The sequence below is a fragment of the Mesorhizobium sp. M7A.F.Ca.US.008.03.1.1 genome, assembly GCF_003997495.1.
In the GTDB taxonomy this organism is placed as follows: domain Bacteria; phylum Pseudomonadota; class Alphaproteobacteria; order Rhizobiales; family Rhizobiaceae; genus Mesorhizobium.
The window spans coordinates 118127-134771 of record NZ_RZRU01000001.1; the positions used below are offsets into that span (position 1 = coordinate 118127).

13 protein-coding genes are annotated in these 16645 nt (G+C 61.8%); 8 read left to right on the plus strand and 5 right to left on the minus strand.

From position 1 onward, the window contains the following. Positions 1-34: 34 nt before the first annotated feature. The 5 genes from hisS to EOA16_RS00595 all read left to right on the plus strand — a co-directional run bounded on the left by hisS (position 35) and on the right by EOA16_RS00595 (position 6930). Entirely contained in the window at positions 35-1540 is a 1506-nt protein-coding gene (gene hisS / locus EOA16_RS00570) for a histidine--tRNA ligase (protein ID WP_127254791.1), read from the plus strand. A 178-nt stretch (positions 1541-1718) separates the two neighbouring features. Beyond that, positions 1719-2840 (plus strand): ATP phosphoribosyltransferase regulatory subunit, encoded by a 1122-nt coding sequence (locus tag EOA16_RS00580; protein ID WP_127254792.1) that lies wholly within the window; start codon positions 1719-1721, stop codon positions 2838-2840. Next, positions 2837-3535: an ATP phosphoribosyltransferase gene (gene hisG / locus EOA16_RS00585; protein ID WP_127254794.1), complete on the plus strand. Its 699-nt coding sequence runs from the start codon at positions 2837-2839 to the stop codon at positions 3533-3535. Before EOA16_RS00580 ends, hisG begins: the two co-directional genes overlap by 4 nt. Positions 3536-3878: 343 nt before the next feature. Next, complete coding sequence (locus EOA16_RS00590; RefSeq protein ID WP_127254795.1) at positions 3879-5651, plus strand: AMP-binding protein; 1773 nt, start codon at positions 3879-3881, stop codon at positions 5649-5651. Positions 5652-5826: 175 nt separating this feature from the next. Then, entirely contained in the window at positions 5827-6930 is a 1104-nt protein-coding gene (locus EOA16_RS00595) for a calcium:proton antiporter (RefSeq protein WP_127254797.1), read from the plus strand. A 155-nt stretch (positions 6931-7085) separates the two neighbouring features. On the opposite strand, the gene EOA16_RS00600 is transcribed toward EOA16_RS00595, so the two are convergent. Together EOA16_RS00600 and EOA16_RS00605 are read right to left on the minus strand one after the other, a co-directional pair. Continuing rightward, positions 7086-8138, minus strand: coding sequence for a sensor histidine kinase (locus EOA16_RS00600; protein ID WP_127254799.1), 1053 nt, complete (start codon positions 8136-8138; stop codon positions 7086-7088). Further along, positions 8135-9574 carry an ATPase domain-containing protein gene (locus EOA16_RS00605; RefSeq protein ID WP_127254801.1) on the minus strand — a complete coding sequence of 480 codons (1440 nt, stop codon included), beginning with the start codon at positions 9572-9574 and terminating at the stop codon, positions 8135-8137. The genes EOA16_RS00600 and EOA16_RS00605 overlap by 4 nt, the downstream gene beginning before the upstream one ends. A 296-nt stretch (positions 9575-9870) precedes the next feature. Between EOA16_RS00605 and EOA16_RS00610 the strand changes: the two genes are divergently transcribed. Then, positions 9871-11787, plus strand: coding sequence for a PAS domain-containing sensor histidine kinase (locus EOA16_RS00610; RefSeq protein WP_245455807.1), 1917 nt, complete (start codon positions 9871-9873; stop codon positions 11785-11787). A gap of 379 nt (positions 11788-12166) precedes the next feature. Here EOA16_RS00610 and EOA16_RS00615 read toward each other — a convergent pair whose 3' ends face one another. Then, entirely contained in the window at positions 12167-13075 is a 909-nt protein-coding gene (locus EOA16_RS00615) for a LysR substrate-binding domain-containing protein (protein WP_127254804.1), read from the minus strand. A 102-nt stretch (positions 13076-13177) separates the two neighbouring features. Here EOA16_RS00615 and EOA16_RS00620 point away from each other — a divergent pair, with 102 nt between their 5' ends. Further along, a complete protein-coding gene (locus tag EOA16_RS00620) occupies positions 13178-13702 on the plus strand; it encodes a hypothetical protein (protein ID WP_127254806.1) in 525 nt (174 codons plus the stop codon). 27 nt (positions 13703-13729) lie between these two features. Here EOA16_RS00620 and EOA16_RS00625 read toward each other — a convergent pair whose 3' ends face one another. Then, positions 13730-14404: a TetR/AcrR family transcriptional regulator gene (locus EOA16_RS00625; RefSeq protein WP_127254808.1), complete on the minus strand. Its 675-nt coding sequence runs from the start codon at positions 14402-14404 to the stop codon at positions 13730-13732. A gap of 114 nt (positions 14405-14518) precedes the next feature. Then, a complete protein-coding gene (locus EOA16_RS00630) occupies positions 14519-15463 on the minus strand; it encodes a nucleoside hydrolase (RefSeq protein ID WP_127254810.1) in 945 nt (314 codons plus the stop codon). A gap of 101 nt (positions 15464-15564) precedes the next feature. Here EOA16_RS00630 and EOA16_RS00635 point away from each other — a divergent pair, with 101 nt between their 5' ends. After that, the gene (locus EOA16_RS00635) at positions 15565-16572 is read left to right on the plus strand and encodes a 2-oxoglutarate and iron-dependent oxygenase domain-containing protein (RefSeq protein ID WP_127254812.1); all 1008 of its coding nucleotides are present in this window, start codon (positions 15565-15567) and stop codon (positions 16570-16572) included. Positions 16573-16645: the final 73 nt, after the last annotated feature.

Genomic DNA, 16645 nt, shown 5'->3' on the forward strand with positions numbered 1-16645 from the left:
CTGCAAGCACCACAAAACACCGAGCAAACACCCCATGGCCGATAAATCGGAAAAGACGAAAGCGCGGCTGCCGCGCGGTTTTGCCGACCGCAGCGCCGAGGATATCCGCGCCGTCGAAAAGATGATGGCGACGATCCGCTCGGTCTTTGAGCTCTACGGTTTCGAACCGGCCGACCAGCCGCTGATCGAATACACCGACGCGCTCGGAAAATTCCTGCCCGACCAGGACCGGCCGAACGAAGGCGTGTTCTCCTTCCAGGATGACGACGACCAGTGGTTGTCGCTGCGCTATGATCTGACCGCGCCGACGGCGCGCTTTGTCGCCGAGAATTACGAGCGCCTGCCCAAGCCTTACCGCAGCTATCGCTCCGGCTGGGTGTTCCGCAACGAGAAGCCAGGCCCCGGCCGCTTCCGCCAGTTCATGCAGTTCGACGCCGACACGATCGGCACGCCGGGCGTGGCCGCCGATGCCGAAATGGCGATGATGATGGCCGACGTCATGGAAGCGCTCGGCATCAAGCGCGGCGACTACGTCATCCGCGTCAACAATCGCAAGGTGCTGGACGGCGTATTGGAGGCGATCGGCCTCGGCGGTGAAGAGAATGGCGGCCGCCGGCTGACTGTGCTGCGCGCGATCGACAAGCTCGACAAGCTCGGGCCGGAAGGCGTGAAGCTTCTGCTGGGGCCGGGACGTTGGGATGGCGGCAAGGAAGGCGAGGGTGACTTCGCCAAGGGCGCCGGGTTGAACAACGGGCAAGCCGAGGCGGTTCTCCTCGCCACTGCGAGGACTATACAGGCCGGCCAGGATTCCATGGTCAGTTCGAACGCCATCTACCAGGAAGGCGTCGGCGAACTCGCCACGATTGAAGCGCTGGTCAGGGCGGCAGGATATGGCGAGGACCGTATTGCCATGGACCGCTCGGTCGTGCGCGGTCTCGAATATTACACCGGCCCTGTGTTGGAGGCCGAGCTTCTGGCTGAAATCCCCAACGAAGACGGCCAGATCGTGCGCTTCGGCTCGGTCGGTGGCGGCGGGCGCTATGATGGCCTCGTCTCGCGCTTTCGCGGCGAGCCGGTGCCGGCAACCGGTTTTTCCATAGGCGTTTCCAGGCTGATGACCGCGCTGAAGAACCTCGGCAAGCTCGACGCTTCGGACGTGATCGCGCCGGTCGTCGTGCTGGTGATGGACAAGGACACCGACAGCCTCGGCCGCTACCAGAAGATGGTGGCGGAGCTGCGCGCCGCCGGCATCCGTTCCGAAATGTATCTCGGCGGCGCCGGCATGAAGGCGCAGCTCAAATACGCCGACCGGCGCGGCTGCCCGGTCGCCATCATCCAGGGCGGTGACGAGCGCGCCAAGGGCGAGCTGCAGATCAAGGACCTGATCGAAGGCGCGCGCATGTCGGCCGAGATCACCGACAACGCCGAATGGCGCGCCGCGCGCCCCGCGCAGGTGACGGTGGGGGAGGGCGAGCTGGTCTCCGAGGTGAAGAAGATCCTGGCGGCGCAGGCGGCCGATCGCGCGAAAGGTGGCGCTTGAACACCCCCCTCTGGCCTGCCGGCCATCTCCCCCGCAAGGGGGAAGATAAGATGTCATGTTTGATTTCGCCAATCTCCAGCATTGAAGAAAAGGCGCCGAGTCCAAAGCTGCCGATCTCCCCCCTTGCGGGGGAGATGGCCGGCAGGCCAGAGGGGGGTGCCTCGCGCCCATCTATCCAATGACCTCCCGCTACCCCGCCATATCAGCCGATATCACCAACCTCTTCGCGGCGCGCAACACGCACGCCGTCGAGGTCGCGGTGCTGCAGCCGGCTGACCCTTTCCTCGACATGGCCGGCGAGGATTTGCGCCGTCGTATTTTCCTCACAGAAAGCGAGACCGGCCAGACATTGTGCTTGAGGCCGGAATTCACCATTCCCGTCTGCCTCGACCACATAAGCTCGCAGGCTGGCACGCCGCGCCGTTATTCCTATCTGGGCGAGGTGTTTCGCCAGCGCCGCGAAGGCGGTAACGAGTTCTTCCAGGCCGGCATCGAGGATCTCGGTGACCGCGATACCGCTGGAGCCGACGCCCGCTCGGTGGCCGATGCGCATGCGCTGCTGTCGCTGGTGCTGCCCGGCCAGGCATTGGCGGTCACGCTCGGCGATCAGACGATTTTCGAGGCGGTTCTGGCGGCCCTCGGGCTGCCGCGTGGCTGGCGCATGCGCCTTGCCCGTGCGTTCGGCTCGGCGCCGATGCTTGAGGCGGCACTCGCCGATCTCGCCAACCCGCCGCGCAACAGCCAGCTCTCCGGCCCGGTCGCGGCCCTTGTGCTCGACGGCGACCTGGACGGTCTTTCCGCCCATATCGCGACCGGCATGGAAGAGGCGGGCCTGTCGGCGTCCGCCGGACGCGCGCCGTCCGACATTGCCCGGCGGCTGATCGAGAAGGCCGAATTGCGCAGCGTTCGGCTGTCGAGCGAGGCTTTTTCCGCGCTGAAGGATTTTCTGGCGATCGACGTGCCGCTTGATCGTGCAGCCCAGGCACTGGAGATCTTCGCCAGCGGTGCCGGGCTGTCGCTCGATGTCGCGCTGGAAAAGTTCGCTGCCCGCGCCAAGGCGATCGAAGCGCATGGCTTGCCGGCCGAAAGAATCCGCTACGACGCCGCCTTCGGCCGCCCGCTCGACTACTACACCGGCCTGGTTTTCGAAATCGCGGCCGATAATGGCGACCGGCCGCTGGTCGGCGGCGGCCGCTATGACCGGCTGCTGACCCTGCTTGGCGCCAAGTCGCCGATCCCCGGCGTCGGCTTTTCGGTCTGGCTCGATCGCATCGAGGCATTGCGGGAGACGGTGCCATGATCACGCTGGCGATCCCGTCGAAAGGCCGCCTGAAAGAACAGGCGCTGGACGTGCTGGCCAAAGCCGGCCTCGCCGTCAGCCTGCCCGGCGACGAGCGCAAATACCACGCCCGCGTCGGGGGCCTGGACGATGTCGAAGTGGTGTTCCTGTCGGCTTCCGAAATATCGGGCGAGATCGGCCAAGGGACGGTCGACCTCGGCATCACCGGCGAAGACCTGGTGCGCGAGAACCTCGCCGACTGGGAGACGCGCGCCGAAATCGTCGCTCGTCTCGGCTTCGGCAATGCCGATGTCGTGGTGGCTGTGCCGGACATCTGGCTCGACGTCGACACCATGGCCGATCTCGACGACGTCGCCGCCGATTTTCGCCAGCGCCATGGCCGGCGGCTGCGTATCGCCACCAAATACTGGCGGCTGACCCAGCAGTTCTTCTCGCAGAAGCACGGCATCCAGGTCTATCGCATTGTCGAGAGCCTGGGGGCTACCGAAGGCGCGCCGGCCGCCGGTCTGGCCGATGTCGTCGTCGACATCACAACCACCGGCTCGACGCTGCGCGCCAATCATCTCAAGGTGCTGGGCGATGGCCTCGTCCTGCGCTCGCAGGCCTGTCTGGTGGCGTCGAAGAAGACACGGGCGGCGGCGGATGAGGCCCTCTTGCGCGACATTGCCGCGAAGATGGCGGCGGCGGCCGGATAGCGGCGGGGGCCCACTACCCTCAGGGCCCCGAACCCAGCTTAAGAACCCTGACGGCGGCCCAGCGGTGTCGGTAGCGTTTGCGCCGAGGTTTTCATGTGATAGGAATTTCTTGATAGGAATTTTTTCTTGACCCGTGAGCGCAGCTATGCTACATTTTTGCCCATGGTGCTGATTTGCGCCAGTGACCCGCCGCCCAGGCGGGTTTTTTCGTTTTGACGCTTCGTCAGCCAACGCGAAGCTTCGAAGCACCCTTGACCGGATCGTTGCCCTGCCTCGACCATCGGCGGGATTTCCTCCACCCCGGCAGGCTGATAGGCTCGGCCAGTCCCGGGAGGAGAGAGTGATGCCGGTCAATCTCGACGAGCTGAAGAACGCCACCAATCTGCGCGGACGCCGCGCGCGTGCTGGCGGTGTCTTCGTCGCACCCGTCGACAACAGGGCGCATGTCTCTGGCGAACGCAGCGTGCCCCTGCTCGACAAGACCATCCCCGCGCTGTTTTCCGACACCGTCAGCAAACACGGCACGCTCGACGCCGCTGTCTTCGTCGACCAGGACAAGCGCTTCACCTGGAGCGAACTTTCGGACACGGTGGATGCGCTGGCCGCAGGCTTCCTGGCACTGGGGTTGGCAAAGGGCGATCGCGTCGGCATCTGGTCGCCCAACCGCTGGGAATGGCTGGTGACGCAGTTCGCCACCGCCCGCATCGGCCTGATCCTTGTCAACATCAACCCGGCCTACCGGTTGACCGAACTCGACTATGCGCTGAACAAGGTCGGCTGCAAGGCGCTGGTCACCGCTGCCAAGTTCAAGACGTCAGATTATCTCGGCATGATCGAGACGTTGGCACCCGAGATCGCCAGGGCCACGCCGGGCAAGCTCAAGGCGCAAAAACTGCCGGCGTTGAAGATCGTCATCCGCATGGGTGATGAGAACTCGCCCGGCATGTTCAATTTCGGTGATGTGCTGGCCATGGCCGGGCGTGACGAGCATGACAGCCTCGACCGCATCTCGGAGAAGCTGAAGCCGGGCGAGGCCATCAACATCCAGTTCACCTCAGGCACCACGGGAGCCCCCAAGGGCGCGACGCTGACCCACAGCAACATCGTCAACAACGGCAATTTCGTCACGTCGGCGATCAAGCTGACCGTCGACGACCGGCTGTGCATCCCGGTGCCGCTCTACCACTGCTTCGGCATGTCGATGGGAACGATGGGTTGCGTCTCGAAAGGCGCCACCATGGTTTTCCCCGGCGAGGGGTTCGACGCCGGCGCCACGCTGAAGGCGGTGGCTCAGGAACGCTGCACCGGGCTCTATGGCGTGCCGACCATGTTCGTCGCCCTGCTGGATCATCCGGATTTTCCCGCCTTCGATCTCTCCAGCCTGCGCACCGGAATCATGGCCGGTTCGCCATGCCCGATCGAGGTGATGAAGAAGGTGGTGTCGCTAATGCACATGGAACAGGTGACCATCGCCTACGGCATGACCGAGACCAGCCCGGTCTCGTTCCAGAGCGGCGTCGACGACCCGCTGGAAAAGCGGGTCTCCACCGTCGGGCGCATCCACCCCCATGTCGAGGTCAAGGCGGTCGATGCCGATGGCGCTACCGTTGCGGTCGGCGTACCGGGTGAGCTTTGCACGCGCGGCTATTCGGTGATGAAGGGTTACTGGGACGACGACGACAAGACCCGCGAGGCGATCGACAGCGACGGCTGGATGCACACCGGCGACCTCGCCACCATCGACGCCGAGGGCTATTGCAACATCGTCGGCCGGGTCAAGGACATGGTCATCCGCGGTGGCGAGAACGTCTATCCCAGAGAGGTCGAGGAATTCCTCTACCGGCATCCAAAGGTCAAAGAGGTGCAGGTGTTCGGCATTCCCGACGCCAAATATGGCGAGGAGCTGTGCGCCTGGATCGTGCTCAAGCCCGGCCAGATCGCCACCGAACAGGAGGTCAAGAACTTCTGCGCCGGCCAGATCGCCCATTACAAGATACCCCGCCACATACGCTTCCGCACCGAATTGCCGATGACGGTGACCGGCAAGCCGCAGAAGTTTTTGATGCGCGAGGCGATGGTGGAGGAACTGGGGCTGGTGACGCAGAAGACGGCGTGAGCGAAGGCGGCGCTTCGATTTGTCCTGGGCGCTGGGTGCGGTCAGGTCGCGATCCTGCGGCGCGTTGTTTGTGAGGGGGGCGAACGCCGGCCATCGGGGCCTGCCCGATATTGTCTAATGTGCTCCACTCCACATGGGTTTTCGGCAAGGTCCGCAGAAGCGCACAGGGGCTCGAATGAGTGGTTTCAAACGATCGGTGGTTTCTTATGCGATGCCCTTGGCCGCCTTGGTGATGGCTGTTGCAGTCAGGGCAGGCGGGCTGTCGGCAGACGAAGGTTCGCTGGGCGTCAGGATACTCGTCGGAGCGCTTTCGAGTGCGATTATGTTCATCACCATTTTCGTGGTGCTCGACCACGCCGAGGCGGTGGCTCGGCGTGTAGGAGAGCCCTACGGCACATTGGTGCTGACTTTTGCCGTCACGGCAATCGAGGTGTCGATCATCGTTTCCATGATGCTGCATGGAGAGAACAACCCTACGCTTGCACGTGAGTCCGTCTTTTCAACGGTGATGATTGCATCTACCGGCGTTGTCGGCACGTGTCTTGCGCTTGGCGGCTGGCGTCATCGCAAGCAGGCAATTGTTCGACAAGGGACCAGCGCATATTTGGCGGTTCTGATCGCACTGACCATCATGACACTTATCCTGCCAACCTACACACAAGCCACGGGGCCGGGCACATTTTCGGCAGCTCAACTTGGCTTTGTGAGCGTGCTTTCGGTGCTGCTTTATGCAAGTTTTGTGTTCGCGCAGACTGTCCGCCATCGAGAAGACTTTATCGAAGGGCAGGCCCGCGACGTTTCGCTGCGGACTGTCCCTCACGAAAGCGTCTTTGCCGGCACATTGCTGCTCTTGATCGGGCTGATTGGCATTGTCATGCTTGCCGAGCAGGTCGCCGCAAGTGTTGAAAATACGCTCGTTGCCTATCAGGTGACACAGGCTGACAGCATTGTGGGGGCATTGATCGCCGGGCTGGTTTTGATGCCAGAGGCCATTTCGGCGGTTCGCGCTTCACTCAACAACGAGCTGCAACGCGGTTTGAATGTCGCGATGGGTTCCGCTTGCGCCACAATTGGTTTGACAATACCGGCGGTCGCAGCCGCCAGCCTGCTGACGGGCAGAGGGTTAACCCTGGGGCTTCCGGCGACTGACACAGTGCTTTTGATTTTAGCACTTTTCATATGCAACGTGAGCTTTAGCACTGAAAGAACAACATTCTTGACGGGTGCTGTCCACATCGTGGTATTTCTTACATACTTATTCCTTATATTTGTGCCATGAAACTTTGACTCAGGCTGGCAATTAGATCCGGTGACGCGACTGGTCGCTCGAAATCCACCGACAGCGGAAACTGCCGGCGGCACGGGTCACACGGCATCTCCTCGATGTTTCTCGAGATGCCGTGCTTCTGGGTGAGCAGCCAAGGTGCCGCTACACTACTCGGTTGATTGCGGGCTAAGGCGGGAGAGTAGTCCGTGAATCGAGAAACGCAGGCCATCCGATGCGAAGACGAGATCAGGAGGCTCTCCAAACAGGCTGGTCAGTGCGGCGCGCATATAGCGTGTGCCGTATCCTACTCGCGAGTGCTGAACGACCGGCGGTCCTCCCGATTCTGTCCATCTTAGCGCCAGAACTGGTTCCGAACTCGACGCGATCTTCCATTCCAAATCTATCCTGCCCTCGGGAGAGGACAATCCGCCATATTTGATCGCATTCGTTGCAAGCTCGTGGAGCGAGAGAGCGAGGGTCGTGCCGGCCTCGCGCGAAAGCAACACCTCGGGCCCTTCAATCGTAATGCCGTGCTGTCCGCTGGAAATGTACGGCGCGAGGACCGAATTCACGACGTCTGTCAAAGGTACGGCCTCGCCGCCGGCCGCAAATACAGCGGAATGAACATCCGCCAAGGCTCTCAAGCGGCCCTTGAAGTCTTCGGACAGGCTGGCTGCCGAGGTTGCGCCGCGCCGTGTCATGTCAAAGATTGATACGACTGTTGCGAGGATGTTTTTTACCCGATGATTGAGCTCGAGGCGCAGCTCGGTTTCCCGCTCAAGGTAATCGCGTACTTCGCGCTGGCGGGCTCTTGTGAGCAGTGCCGACTGTATCCCGCTGATCAGTTCCAACGCGGCCACGGGACGTTGGTAAAAAATCTGCCGTGAACGTGGCCAGGCAGCGTTCAGGGCCGCCTGGACGCGCACTTGGGGCGCCGCTCGGTCGAGCAGGATCACGATGGGTATTTCCGACCAGTTCGGCTGATGCTGAAGGAAACTGGCGACAGTTGCGATGGCCGTGGGGTCCAAGGCTTCATGCGTAACGACCAGCACCCCGGGAGATAATGCAAGCAGGTTGTTCAAGTCCGCGGGGTCGGCCGCTTGAGCCCGAACACCGCGCTCCTGCAGCAGGGAGGTCGTGTAAGCAGCGTCCTTGCGGTAGGGCGCCAAAATGAGCACCCAGTCGAGCGTTCCCAGACCGTTGGAATCGGTGCCGCTCACGTCTCAGGCAGAGGATTGTAGGCAATGACCGAAACCCCGGAGCTTGCAATGAAGAGCTCCCGGACATCGAGGTCGTGCGGACCGTGGCGCTTTTTGACGACTGTGATGTTGCGCCTCAACCGTCCCTCGTGCTCAGCCATGCGAAGTAGAAGCACGGTATCCCCGAGAAAGCTGACATCGACGTCAATCCCGACATTCTGCCCGAGCAATCCATGCTGCGCCACGATGAGCATTGTCAGCACGTCCGCACGCGCGAGATGTTTCAGGAGAGATTGGATGTCGAGCACCGCCTTTTCGCGGTGGGGAAGTGAATTCAAATAGCCCGTGAAGCTGTCAATCACCACCACACGTGTATTGTTGCGGCTGACGACTTGCTGCACGATCTGGCCGAACTCGCCTGGCGAGATTTCGTTCGGGCTAAAATCGTAGATGATCAGTTGGCCATCCTTGTGGAACTGCCGCAGGTCCATCCCGAGCCCTTCGGAGCGGCGAAAGAAGGTCTCCAACCGCTCCTCGAACAGGAAGAGGGCAACGCTCTCGCCTCGCTTGAGAGAAGCCGTCGCGTAAAGAGACGACATAGTTGACTTGCCGGTTCCGGACTGACCGATAACCAGTGTTATTGTTCCTGACTCCTGACCGCCGCCAAACATCTCGTCGAGAGCCTCGACTCCCGATTTGATCAGTTGCGGCTTGGTCACCTCGGAAGGCGAGCCCGGCACAATCCTTGGAAACACAACGACGCCTTCACCCTCGCGAATGGCCATGTCATGATAACCGTCGGCATATGGCACGCCACGCATCTTGCTGACTTCGATCCGCCGGCGCACCGCACCGTAGTCCTCGAGCGACTTATCGAAGCGGATGACGCCGTGGGCGATGCCCTCGATTTCCTCGCCATTGTGATCGCCGCCACTGGTCTGGGTATCGAGCAAAACAGCCACAATGCCCCGCCTGGCCAGGAAGGCTTTAAAGCCAATCAGTTCCCGCCTAAACCTTGGCGTATCGCCGGTAATCAGCCGGATTTCGAGCAAGGAATCGTAGACGAGTCTGTGCGGTTTGTATTCTTCGATCGCGCGTTCGATCGCCTTGCGCGTCTCATCCAAGCGAAGGTCCGCGGTCTGGAAAATCGTCTGATCGGCTGCGCCACTCACGGCTTCGGAGGCCGAAAGCTCTTCGACGCGAATTCCATCGAGCGTCCAGCCGTGTGAAGAGGCAATCGCCTGCAGTTCGGAAGCGGTTTGCGAAAGGCTGACGTAGATGCAGCGTTCACCGGCCGCTACCCCGGCACGCAGAAACTGCAAGGCTGCCGTGGTTTTGCCTGCGCCGGGATCGCCCTGCACGATATAAAAGTTCGAGGCAGGCAGTCCACCGCGAAGAATTTCGTCCAAGCCGGCGATACCGGAACTTACAACGGGCTGCTTTTTTCGCTCGGCCATTCCGCCCCTAGTCTCCAACAGAAATGTCAGCCCGTCATTGGGCATCAATAATGTAGAACGGTTGGACCGCTTGGCCACCTGGCCCATGTAAACATCGATTTCCTGGAGCTAATTCTAGTAATCGGCGCGCTGCTGGGAGGCAAGTAGATCTCCTTGAAATGCGGGACGAAGTTCGGATGCACACCGATGCGAGATCCACCACATGCCCGTCGGCACCAATTCATTTGATTTAGCGTGGAACCATAAGGGGACGGCGGCGGTTTTCTCCCGTTGCAACGAAATAAATGGACTGGGGAATGGTTCAAGGGACCTTTAATCCAGCCGATGAGGATCGCTACCGCGTTCTCGTCCAGGCCGTTAGCAATTACGCGATCTACATGCTGGACCCTTCCGGGATCGTGACGAGCTGGAACGCGGGCGCCGAGCGGTTCAAAGGCTATGCTTCCCGCGAGATCATTGGCCAGCATTTCTCCCGGTTTTACACACCGGAGGATCGGGACTCCGGCCTGCCAGCGCGTGCTCTGGAGACAGCAGCCCGTGAGGGCAAGTTCGAGAGCGAAGGCTGGCGGGTCCGAAGCGATGGGAATCGTTTCTGGGCTCATATTGTGATCGATCCCATCCGCGATCCAGGCGGCAAACTGGCCGGCTTTGCCAAAGTCACCCGTGATCTGACCGAACAAAAGAAAGCGGAGGAGGAACTCCGCAAAAGCCAGGAGCAGTTTCAACGTCTGGTCCAAGGCGTCACGGACTACGCGATCTATATGCTCGATCCACAAGGGATAATCACGAGCTGGAACTCAGGCGCCGAGCGTATCAAAGGCTATTCGGCGGACGAAATCATCGGGAAGCATTTTTCCCAATTCTATACGCCCGAGGATCGCGAGCGAGGCGGTCCGCAAAGCGCGCTGGAGACCGCCGCGCGTGAGGGTCGAGTTGAGCGGGAAGGTTGGCGCATTCGCAAGGATGGCACCGCGTTCTGGTCCCACGTGGTCATCGACTCAATACGGCACGACAATGGCGAGCTTCTGGGTTTTGCGAAGATTACCCGCGACATCACAGAGCGAAAGAAGGCGCAGGAGTCACTGGATCAGGCACGTGAGGCCCTTTTTCATTCACAGAAAATGGACGCGATCGGCAAGCTGACGGGCGGCGTGGCTCACGACTTCAACAATCTGCTGATGGCGGTTCTGGGCAGTCTTGAACTCCTTCGCAAACGGCTGCCCGACGATCCACAGCTGTTGCGTCTCCTCGACAATGCCGTGCTCGGTGCGCAACGGGGCGCCTCGTTGACGCAGCGCATGCTGGCTTTTGCGCGGCGACAGCAACTCGATCCAAGACCCGTTGACATAATTAGCTTGATACAGGGAATGAAGGAGTTGCTAGAGCGATCGCTGGGCTCTAGGGCGAGTATACAGACAAAATTTCCGCTTTCCCTCAATCACGTCATGATTGATGAGAGCCAAATCGAACTCGCATTGCTGAATCTATGCGTTAACGCCAGGGATGCCATGCCTGACGGGGGAACGATCTTGATTTCCGCCCGGCAGGAACGGATTGGTGAAAGGCATGGCGCTAGCTTGGCGCCAGGCAAATATGTCTGCCTCTCAATAATGGACAGCGGCGAAGGAATGGACGAGGAAACGCTTGCCCGCGCGACGGAACCGTTCTTCACCACAAAAGGAGTTGGCAAAGGGACGGGACTGGGTCTGTCGATGGTGCACGGGATGATGGAACAGATGGGCGGGCGCCTGGTTCTGATGAGCCGCAAGGGAGCAGGCACGACTGCGGAAATGTGGCTGCCAGTGGCCGCCGCGACATCAGATCGCGCGCGGGAGCAGGAGGCCCTCAGCCCAAAAGCCGCCGAGGCTGCCTCTCTCCGGATTCTAGCAGTGGACGACGACGTTCTAGTGCTGTTGAACACCGCTGCGATGCTTGAGGATCTTGGGCATGCCGTTACCGAGGCGCATTCGGCGGCAGCAGCCCTTGACCTGCTGGAGGAGCAGCCGTTCGACCTCGTCATAACGGACCATGCGATGCCAAAGATGACCGGCCTGCAGCTATCGGACGCAATCAAAAACAAGTGGCCGAAAATCCCCGTCATTATAGCGACGGGCTATGCCGAATTACCGGGCGCTCGCGAGATGAACGTTCTCAGCAAGCCGTTCACGGAAAAAGAACTGGCGAGCTCGATAGCTTCTATTGGTCGTATTTAGGTCGCCCGCCCCGCCGAACCTCCGCGAGCCTCGACCTTCCTTCGCGAGCAGTCATTGGTCGCGTTGACAACAATGCGCTTGGCGTTTCGGCCGCCCTTTTTTCAGCAGTGTCAGGTTGAGAGCACCGTTCTTGCACGCGCACGCCACCTGCAGCCTGCTGTCTGGGTGTCGGCTCTCAGGCATTGGCGACACTAACCTCAACGACCGAGATGAGGCGCAAAGCTCCCATCCAAGGCCGTGCCTATCCAAGTCGTCATTGGGGAGACCTGACGGGTCTCTTGCACCAACCACCTCAGGCGCGGGCCACGGCCCGCGCCTTCGTATTCAATCTTCCAAAGCTCAGTCCTTCTCGAACACCCGCGGCCCGGAAGCCAACGCCTCACTCCGCGGATTTGAGATGATCGATGAAGGCGCGCAGCTTCGGCAGGATTTGGCGTTTGCCGGGATGATAGAGGAAGACGCCCGGCGTCGTGGCGGCGACGCCGTCCAGCACCGATCTGAGTTTTCCCTGGGCTATCGGGCCTTCGGCGACGGGTCGCGGCACCTGTGCCAGCCCGATGCCCTGCATCGCGGCCCCGAGCAACGTCGGGTAGTCGTGCGCGATCAGCGGGCCTGAGACCATCGCCTCGATCGTCCCGTTGCCGTCGGCGAAAGACCAGGGCGCGATGGCGCCGTTCGAACGGCGCAAGCGCAGGCAGGCGTGGTGGCGCAGATCCTCGACATGCTCGGGGCGACCGTGGCGCTCGAGATAGTCCAGACTGCCGACGACCACGAACGGGAACGACGGCGTCAACCGCACAGCGACCATGTCGGGCGCGATGAACTGGCCAAGGCGGATGCCGGCATCGAACCCGCCAGCCGCGAGATCGACCATCTCGTCGCTCGCGGCGATCTCCAGTTCGATCTCCGGATAGGCCTGGCAGAACGACGCGATCATCGGCTCCAGGATCAACGGCACGACGGCGCGGGGTACGGACAGGCGCAGCAGCCCGGTCGGCCGTTGGCCGACGTCACGCGCGGCCTCGCCTGCCGCGACGATCTCCTCGAAGGCGGGGCCTGCACGGTCGAGGAACCGCTGACCAGCCTCGGTCAACCCAACGCTTCGCGTCGTGCGGACGAACAGCGCCGCACCCATGCGGGCCTCCAGCGTGCGCACCGCCTGGCTCACGGCGGACGGCGTCACGCCGAGATCGGCGGCCGCACGGCGGAAGTTGCGGCGCCTGGCAACCGCCAGGAACACCTCGACGCCCTCCAGCGCACCGTGTCGGACTGTGTAGTTCTGCTTCATAGGTTGTTGTGACTACAGCGGATAGTCGAACTATGAAAGCGGGCTTAGATGTAACCGACTGAAGCTGGGGCGGGTGAACCACAGCTGCTGACAGGAGGCCAGATGTCCACGGAAATGGTGTTCCAAACCCATCTCGTTCTAGGCTACGTCGCGTGGCTGCTTTGCTTCGGCGCATACGGTCTGCCGTGGCTGAGCTCAATGGACCGGGTCGCGGCGCAACGTGCTATCGCCACCCTGCACAGTTTCCGCTTCTTCGGGCTCGTCTTCATCCTGCCGGGCGTCGTAAGCCCCGATCTCCCAGCCGGCTTCGCCGTGTTCGCTGCCTATGGTGACTTTGCAACAGGGCTGCTGGCCATGCTGGCGCTGCTCACGGTGAGGCTACCGCGGCTCTTCTGGCTGTTGGTCGTCGCCTTCAATCTCGTCGGCACGGTCGAGCTCGTCGTCGACTATTACCACGCCATCCAGGTCGGCCTGCCCGAACGTGCGGAGCTGCTGGGTGCCGCCTATGCGATCCCGATCATCTACGTGCCGCTGCTGATGATCACCCACATCGCCGCATTCTATTTTCTGCTGCGTCCTCACCAGAACGCGACGCGAGCCATCGCAGACGGCGCGACCGCTTCCTAGAGCATCCGGAGGGGCCGTTTTCGGTTCCTAACGCCGTCCGCCCCGTATCTCCGTCGGCCGCGGCGCCGTGCCGGGTTCCTGGACAAGCGGTCCGAGCAGTACTTCTCCGAACAGCGGCTGGTAGCGGCGGCGCACGGCCGGGTCTTCCTTGAAGGACAGTGCGTACTGGCCGATCTGGTGAAAATAGGTGATGCGCGCCCGCACGATGCTCTCGTCTTCCGAATAGCCCATGGCGCGGAACGACCGGATGAGCAGCGCGATGCGCAGATCGTCGATATCCTTGACTTCCTGAGCGAGCTTTTTCGACGTCCGCGACCAATCGCGCACGGCCAGGTCGAGCAGGGGACTGAAAGGGGCTTCATCCACCCAGACATGCACGATGTCGGTGAAGAATTGCAGGCCGTCTATGTCGTGGATCTCGCGCATTGCCCAGAACGGCGCGCAGTTGCTGTTTCGCCATTCCTGCAACAGGCCGCCACGCAGGTCCGCCAGGCTGGCAAAATGGAAATAGAAGCTGCCGCGCGTGACCTTCAGTTGCTGCGCCAGGCGGTCGATCTTGACCTCGCCGATGCCACGCTTTTCCAGCACCTTGCGCGCCGCCGCGATCCAGGCCTCCCGGCTCAGCGTCTGCCGCGCCGCTTTTGATCGCACCGCCGGTCGAGGCGGTTTTTTCGTTTTCGCCAGCGCGCCTTTCCCGTTCATGAGATTCGAGACCTTCGTCGCCGCGCGCAACGCGCAAGGCCGATTCGCCAATCGAACCGACCCCTGCCTGCTTCGCAATTCTCCGTGTCACCGTCTATCGCTGAACACGCATTTTCAGGGCAGTGCACTGATCCGCTCCAGCATCAACGCGAAGAACGGCGCGGGATCGATTCGGCGCAGCACGTTGCAGTTCTTGCGGCGGCCGGTGACGTGCCACCAGTCGACGACGGTCATGCCTATGGTCTCCGGCGAGACGATATCGACCGTCACGGCGCATTGGCGTTGCTCGTAGATCCCGGGGGCCAGCAGGTAGCCGGTGACGCACGCATCGTGGATGGGGCGCGCCGCCGTTGCGAATTTGTGGGTGCCATACTGGCGATAGAAGTCGGCCATGTTGGCGGCCTCGATCGCCGCGCGACTGCCGGTGGCACGCAGGGCGTCGAGCCATTCAGGCGTCATCAGGGCCGTGTAGGTGCAATCGATGCCGGCCATAGTCACCGGAACGCCGCTGTCGAACACTTTGTGCGCGGCATGTGGATCGACGAAGATGTTGAACTCCGCGGCAGGCGTGGCATTGCCGCCCTGGAAAAAACCGCCGCCCATCAGCACGACTTCGCGCAGCCGGTGGATGATTTTCGGCTCCATGGTCATGGCCATGGCCAGGTTGGTCATCGGGCCGAGCGTGCAGACGGTCAGTTCGCCTTCCGGCGCATCCATGATGGTGCGCACCAGGTAGTTGACCGCGTGCTCGCCCTGCAGCGGCGTGACGGGTTCGGGCAGATCGGCGCCATCGAGGCCCGTTTCGCCGTGGACATACTCGGCCGTGATCAGCTTGCGCACCATCGGCGCCGGGCAGCCGGCATAGACCGGCACATCGGGCCGCCCGGCCAGTTCCACGACCTTGAGCGCGTTCTTCGACGTCAGGGCGAGCGGCACGTTGCCGCCCACCGTCGTAATGCCGACCACCTCGAGTTCGCCCGGCGAACCAAGCGCGAAGAGGATCGCGAACGCGTCATCCTGACCAGGATCGGTGTCGATGATTATCTTGCGTGGTGCCATTGTGTCGCGAATTTCCCGTTGCGTTCGAAAGCCTATTGCTGAGGCGATTTGGATGTGTAGAAATACAGTACTGTATCTTATGTTCAAGACAAGGTGTTCGAATGGACGCACGCGGCGACTTTTCCGAAATTCCGATCCTCGATGTGTCGGCGCTTTATGGCGGCGACCAGGATGCGATCGCAGCGACAGCGGCGACACTGCGCCGGCATCTTGAGACGATCGGCTTCCTCTATGTCGTCGGGCACCCGATCCCGCGCGCCGACGTCGAGGCGGTTCGCGAAGCCAGCAAGCGCTTCTTCGCTCTGCCCGAGGAGCAGAAACTGGCGCTGAAGATCGACAGGAATTTCCGCGGCTACCTGCCCTTTGCCGGCTCGACGATCGTGACGTCGTCGGTGGCGACCGTGAGCAAGCCCAACCAGAGCGAATCGATCTTCTTCATGCACGAGGTCGAGGACGACGACCCCAGGGCATTGGCCGACAAGCCGCTGCAGGGGCCCAACCAGTGGCCGGACGAGGCAACGCTTGCCGGTTTCAGGCCGACGATTGAGCGCTATGTCGATGAGATGAGCACACTCGCACGCAAGATGGTCGGCGCCATCGCCCTTTCGCTTGGACTTCCGACCGACAGTCTCGACCGATATTTCGATCAGCCGACAACCTTCCTGCGGTTGCTGCACTACCCGACGCAGCCGCATGAGGAGGGGCTTTTCGGTTCGGCCCCTCACACCGATTACGGCTTCATCACACTGCTCGCGCAGGACAATGTCGGCGGCCTGGAAGTCAAGAACAAGGCGGGCGACTGGGTTCCCGCGCCGCCGGTTCCCGACTCCTTCGTGATGAATGTCGGCGACATCCTGGCGCGCTGGTCGAACGACCAGTTCGTCTCGACGCCGCATCGCGTCATCAACCGGTCGGGGCGCGAGCGCTATTCCCAGCCGTTTTTCTTCGACCCGTCCATGGATGAAACGATCGAGGCGCTGCCGGTCTGCGTGCCGGCCGGTAGCCGGCCGAAATATGAGCCGGTGCTCTACGGCGACTATCTGATGGAGCGCATCGACAAGAACTACCACTACCGCAAGAAAAAGGCGGCGGAGGCAGCCGGTTCATAGACGGATCGATGCTTGGCTGCGTCGATGAGGACGCGAGGCCCGGATTGGAGAGCAGACTGCAGGAACCGTTGTA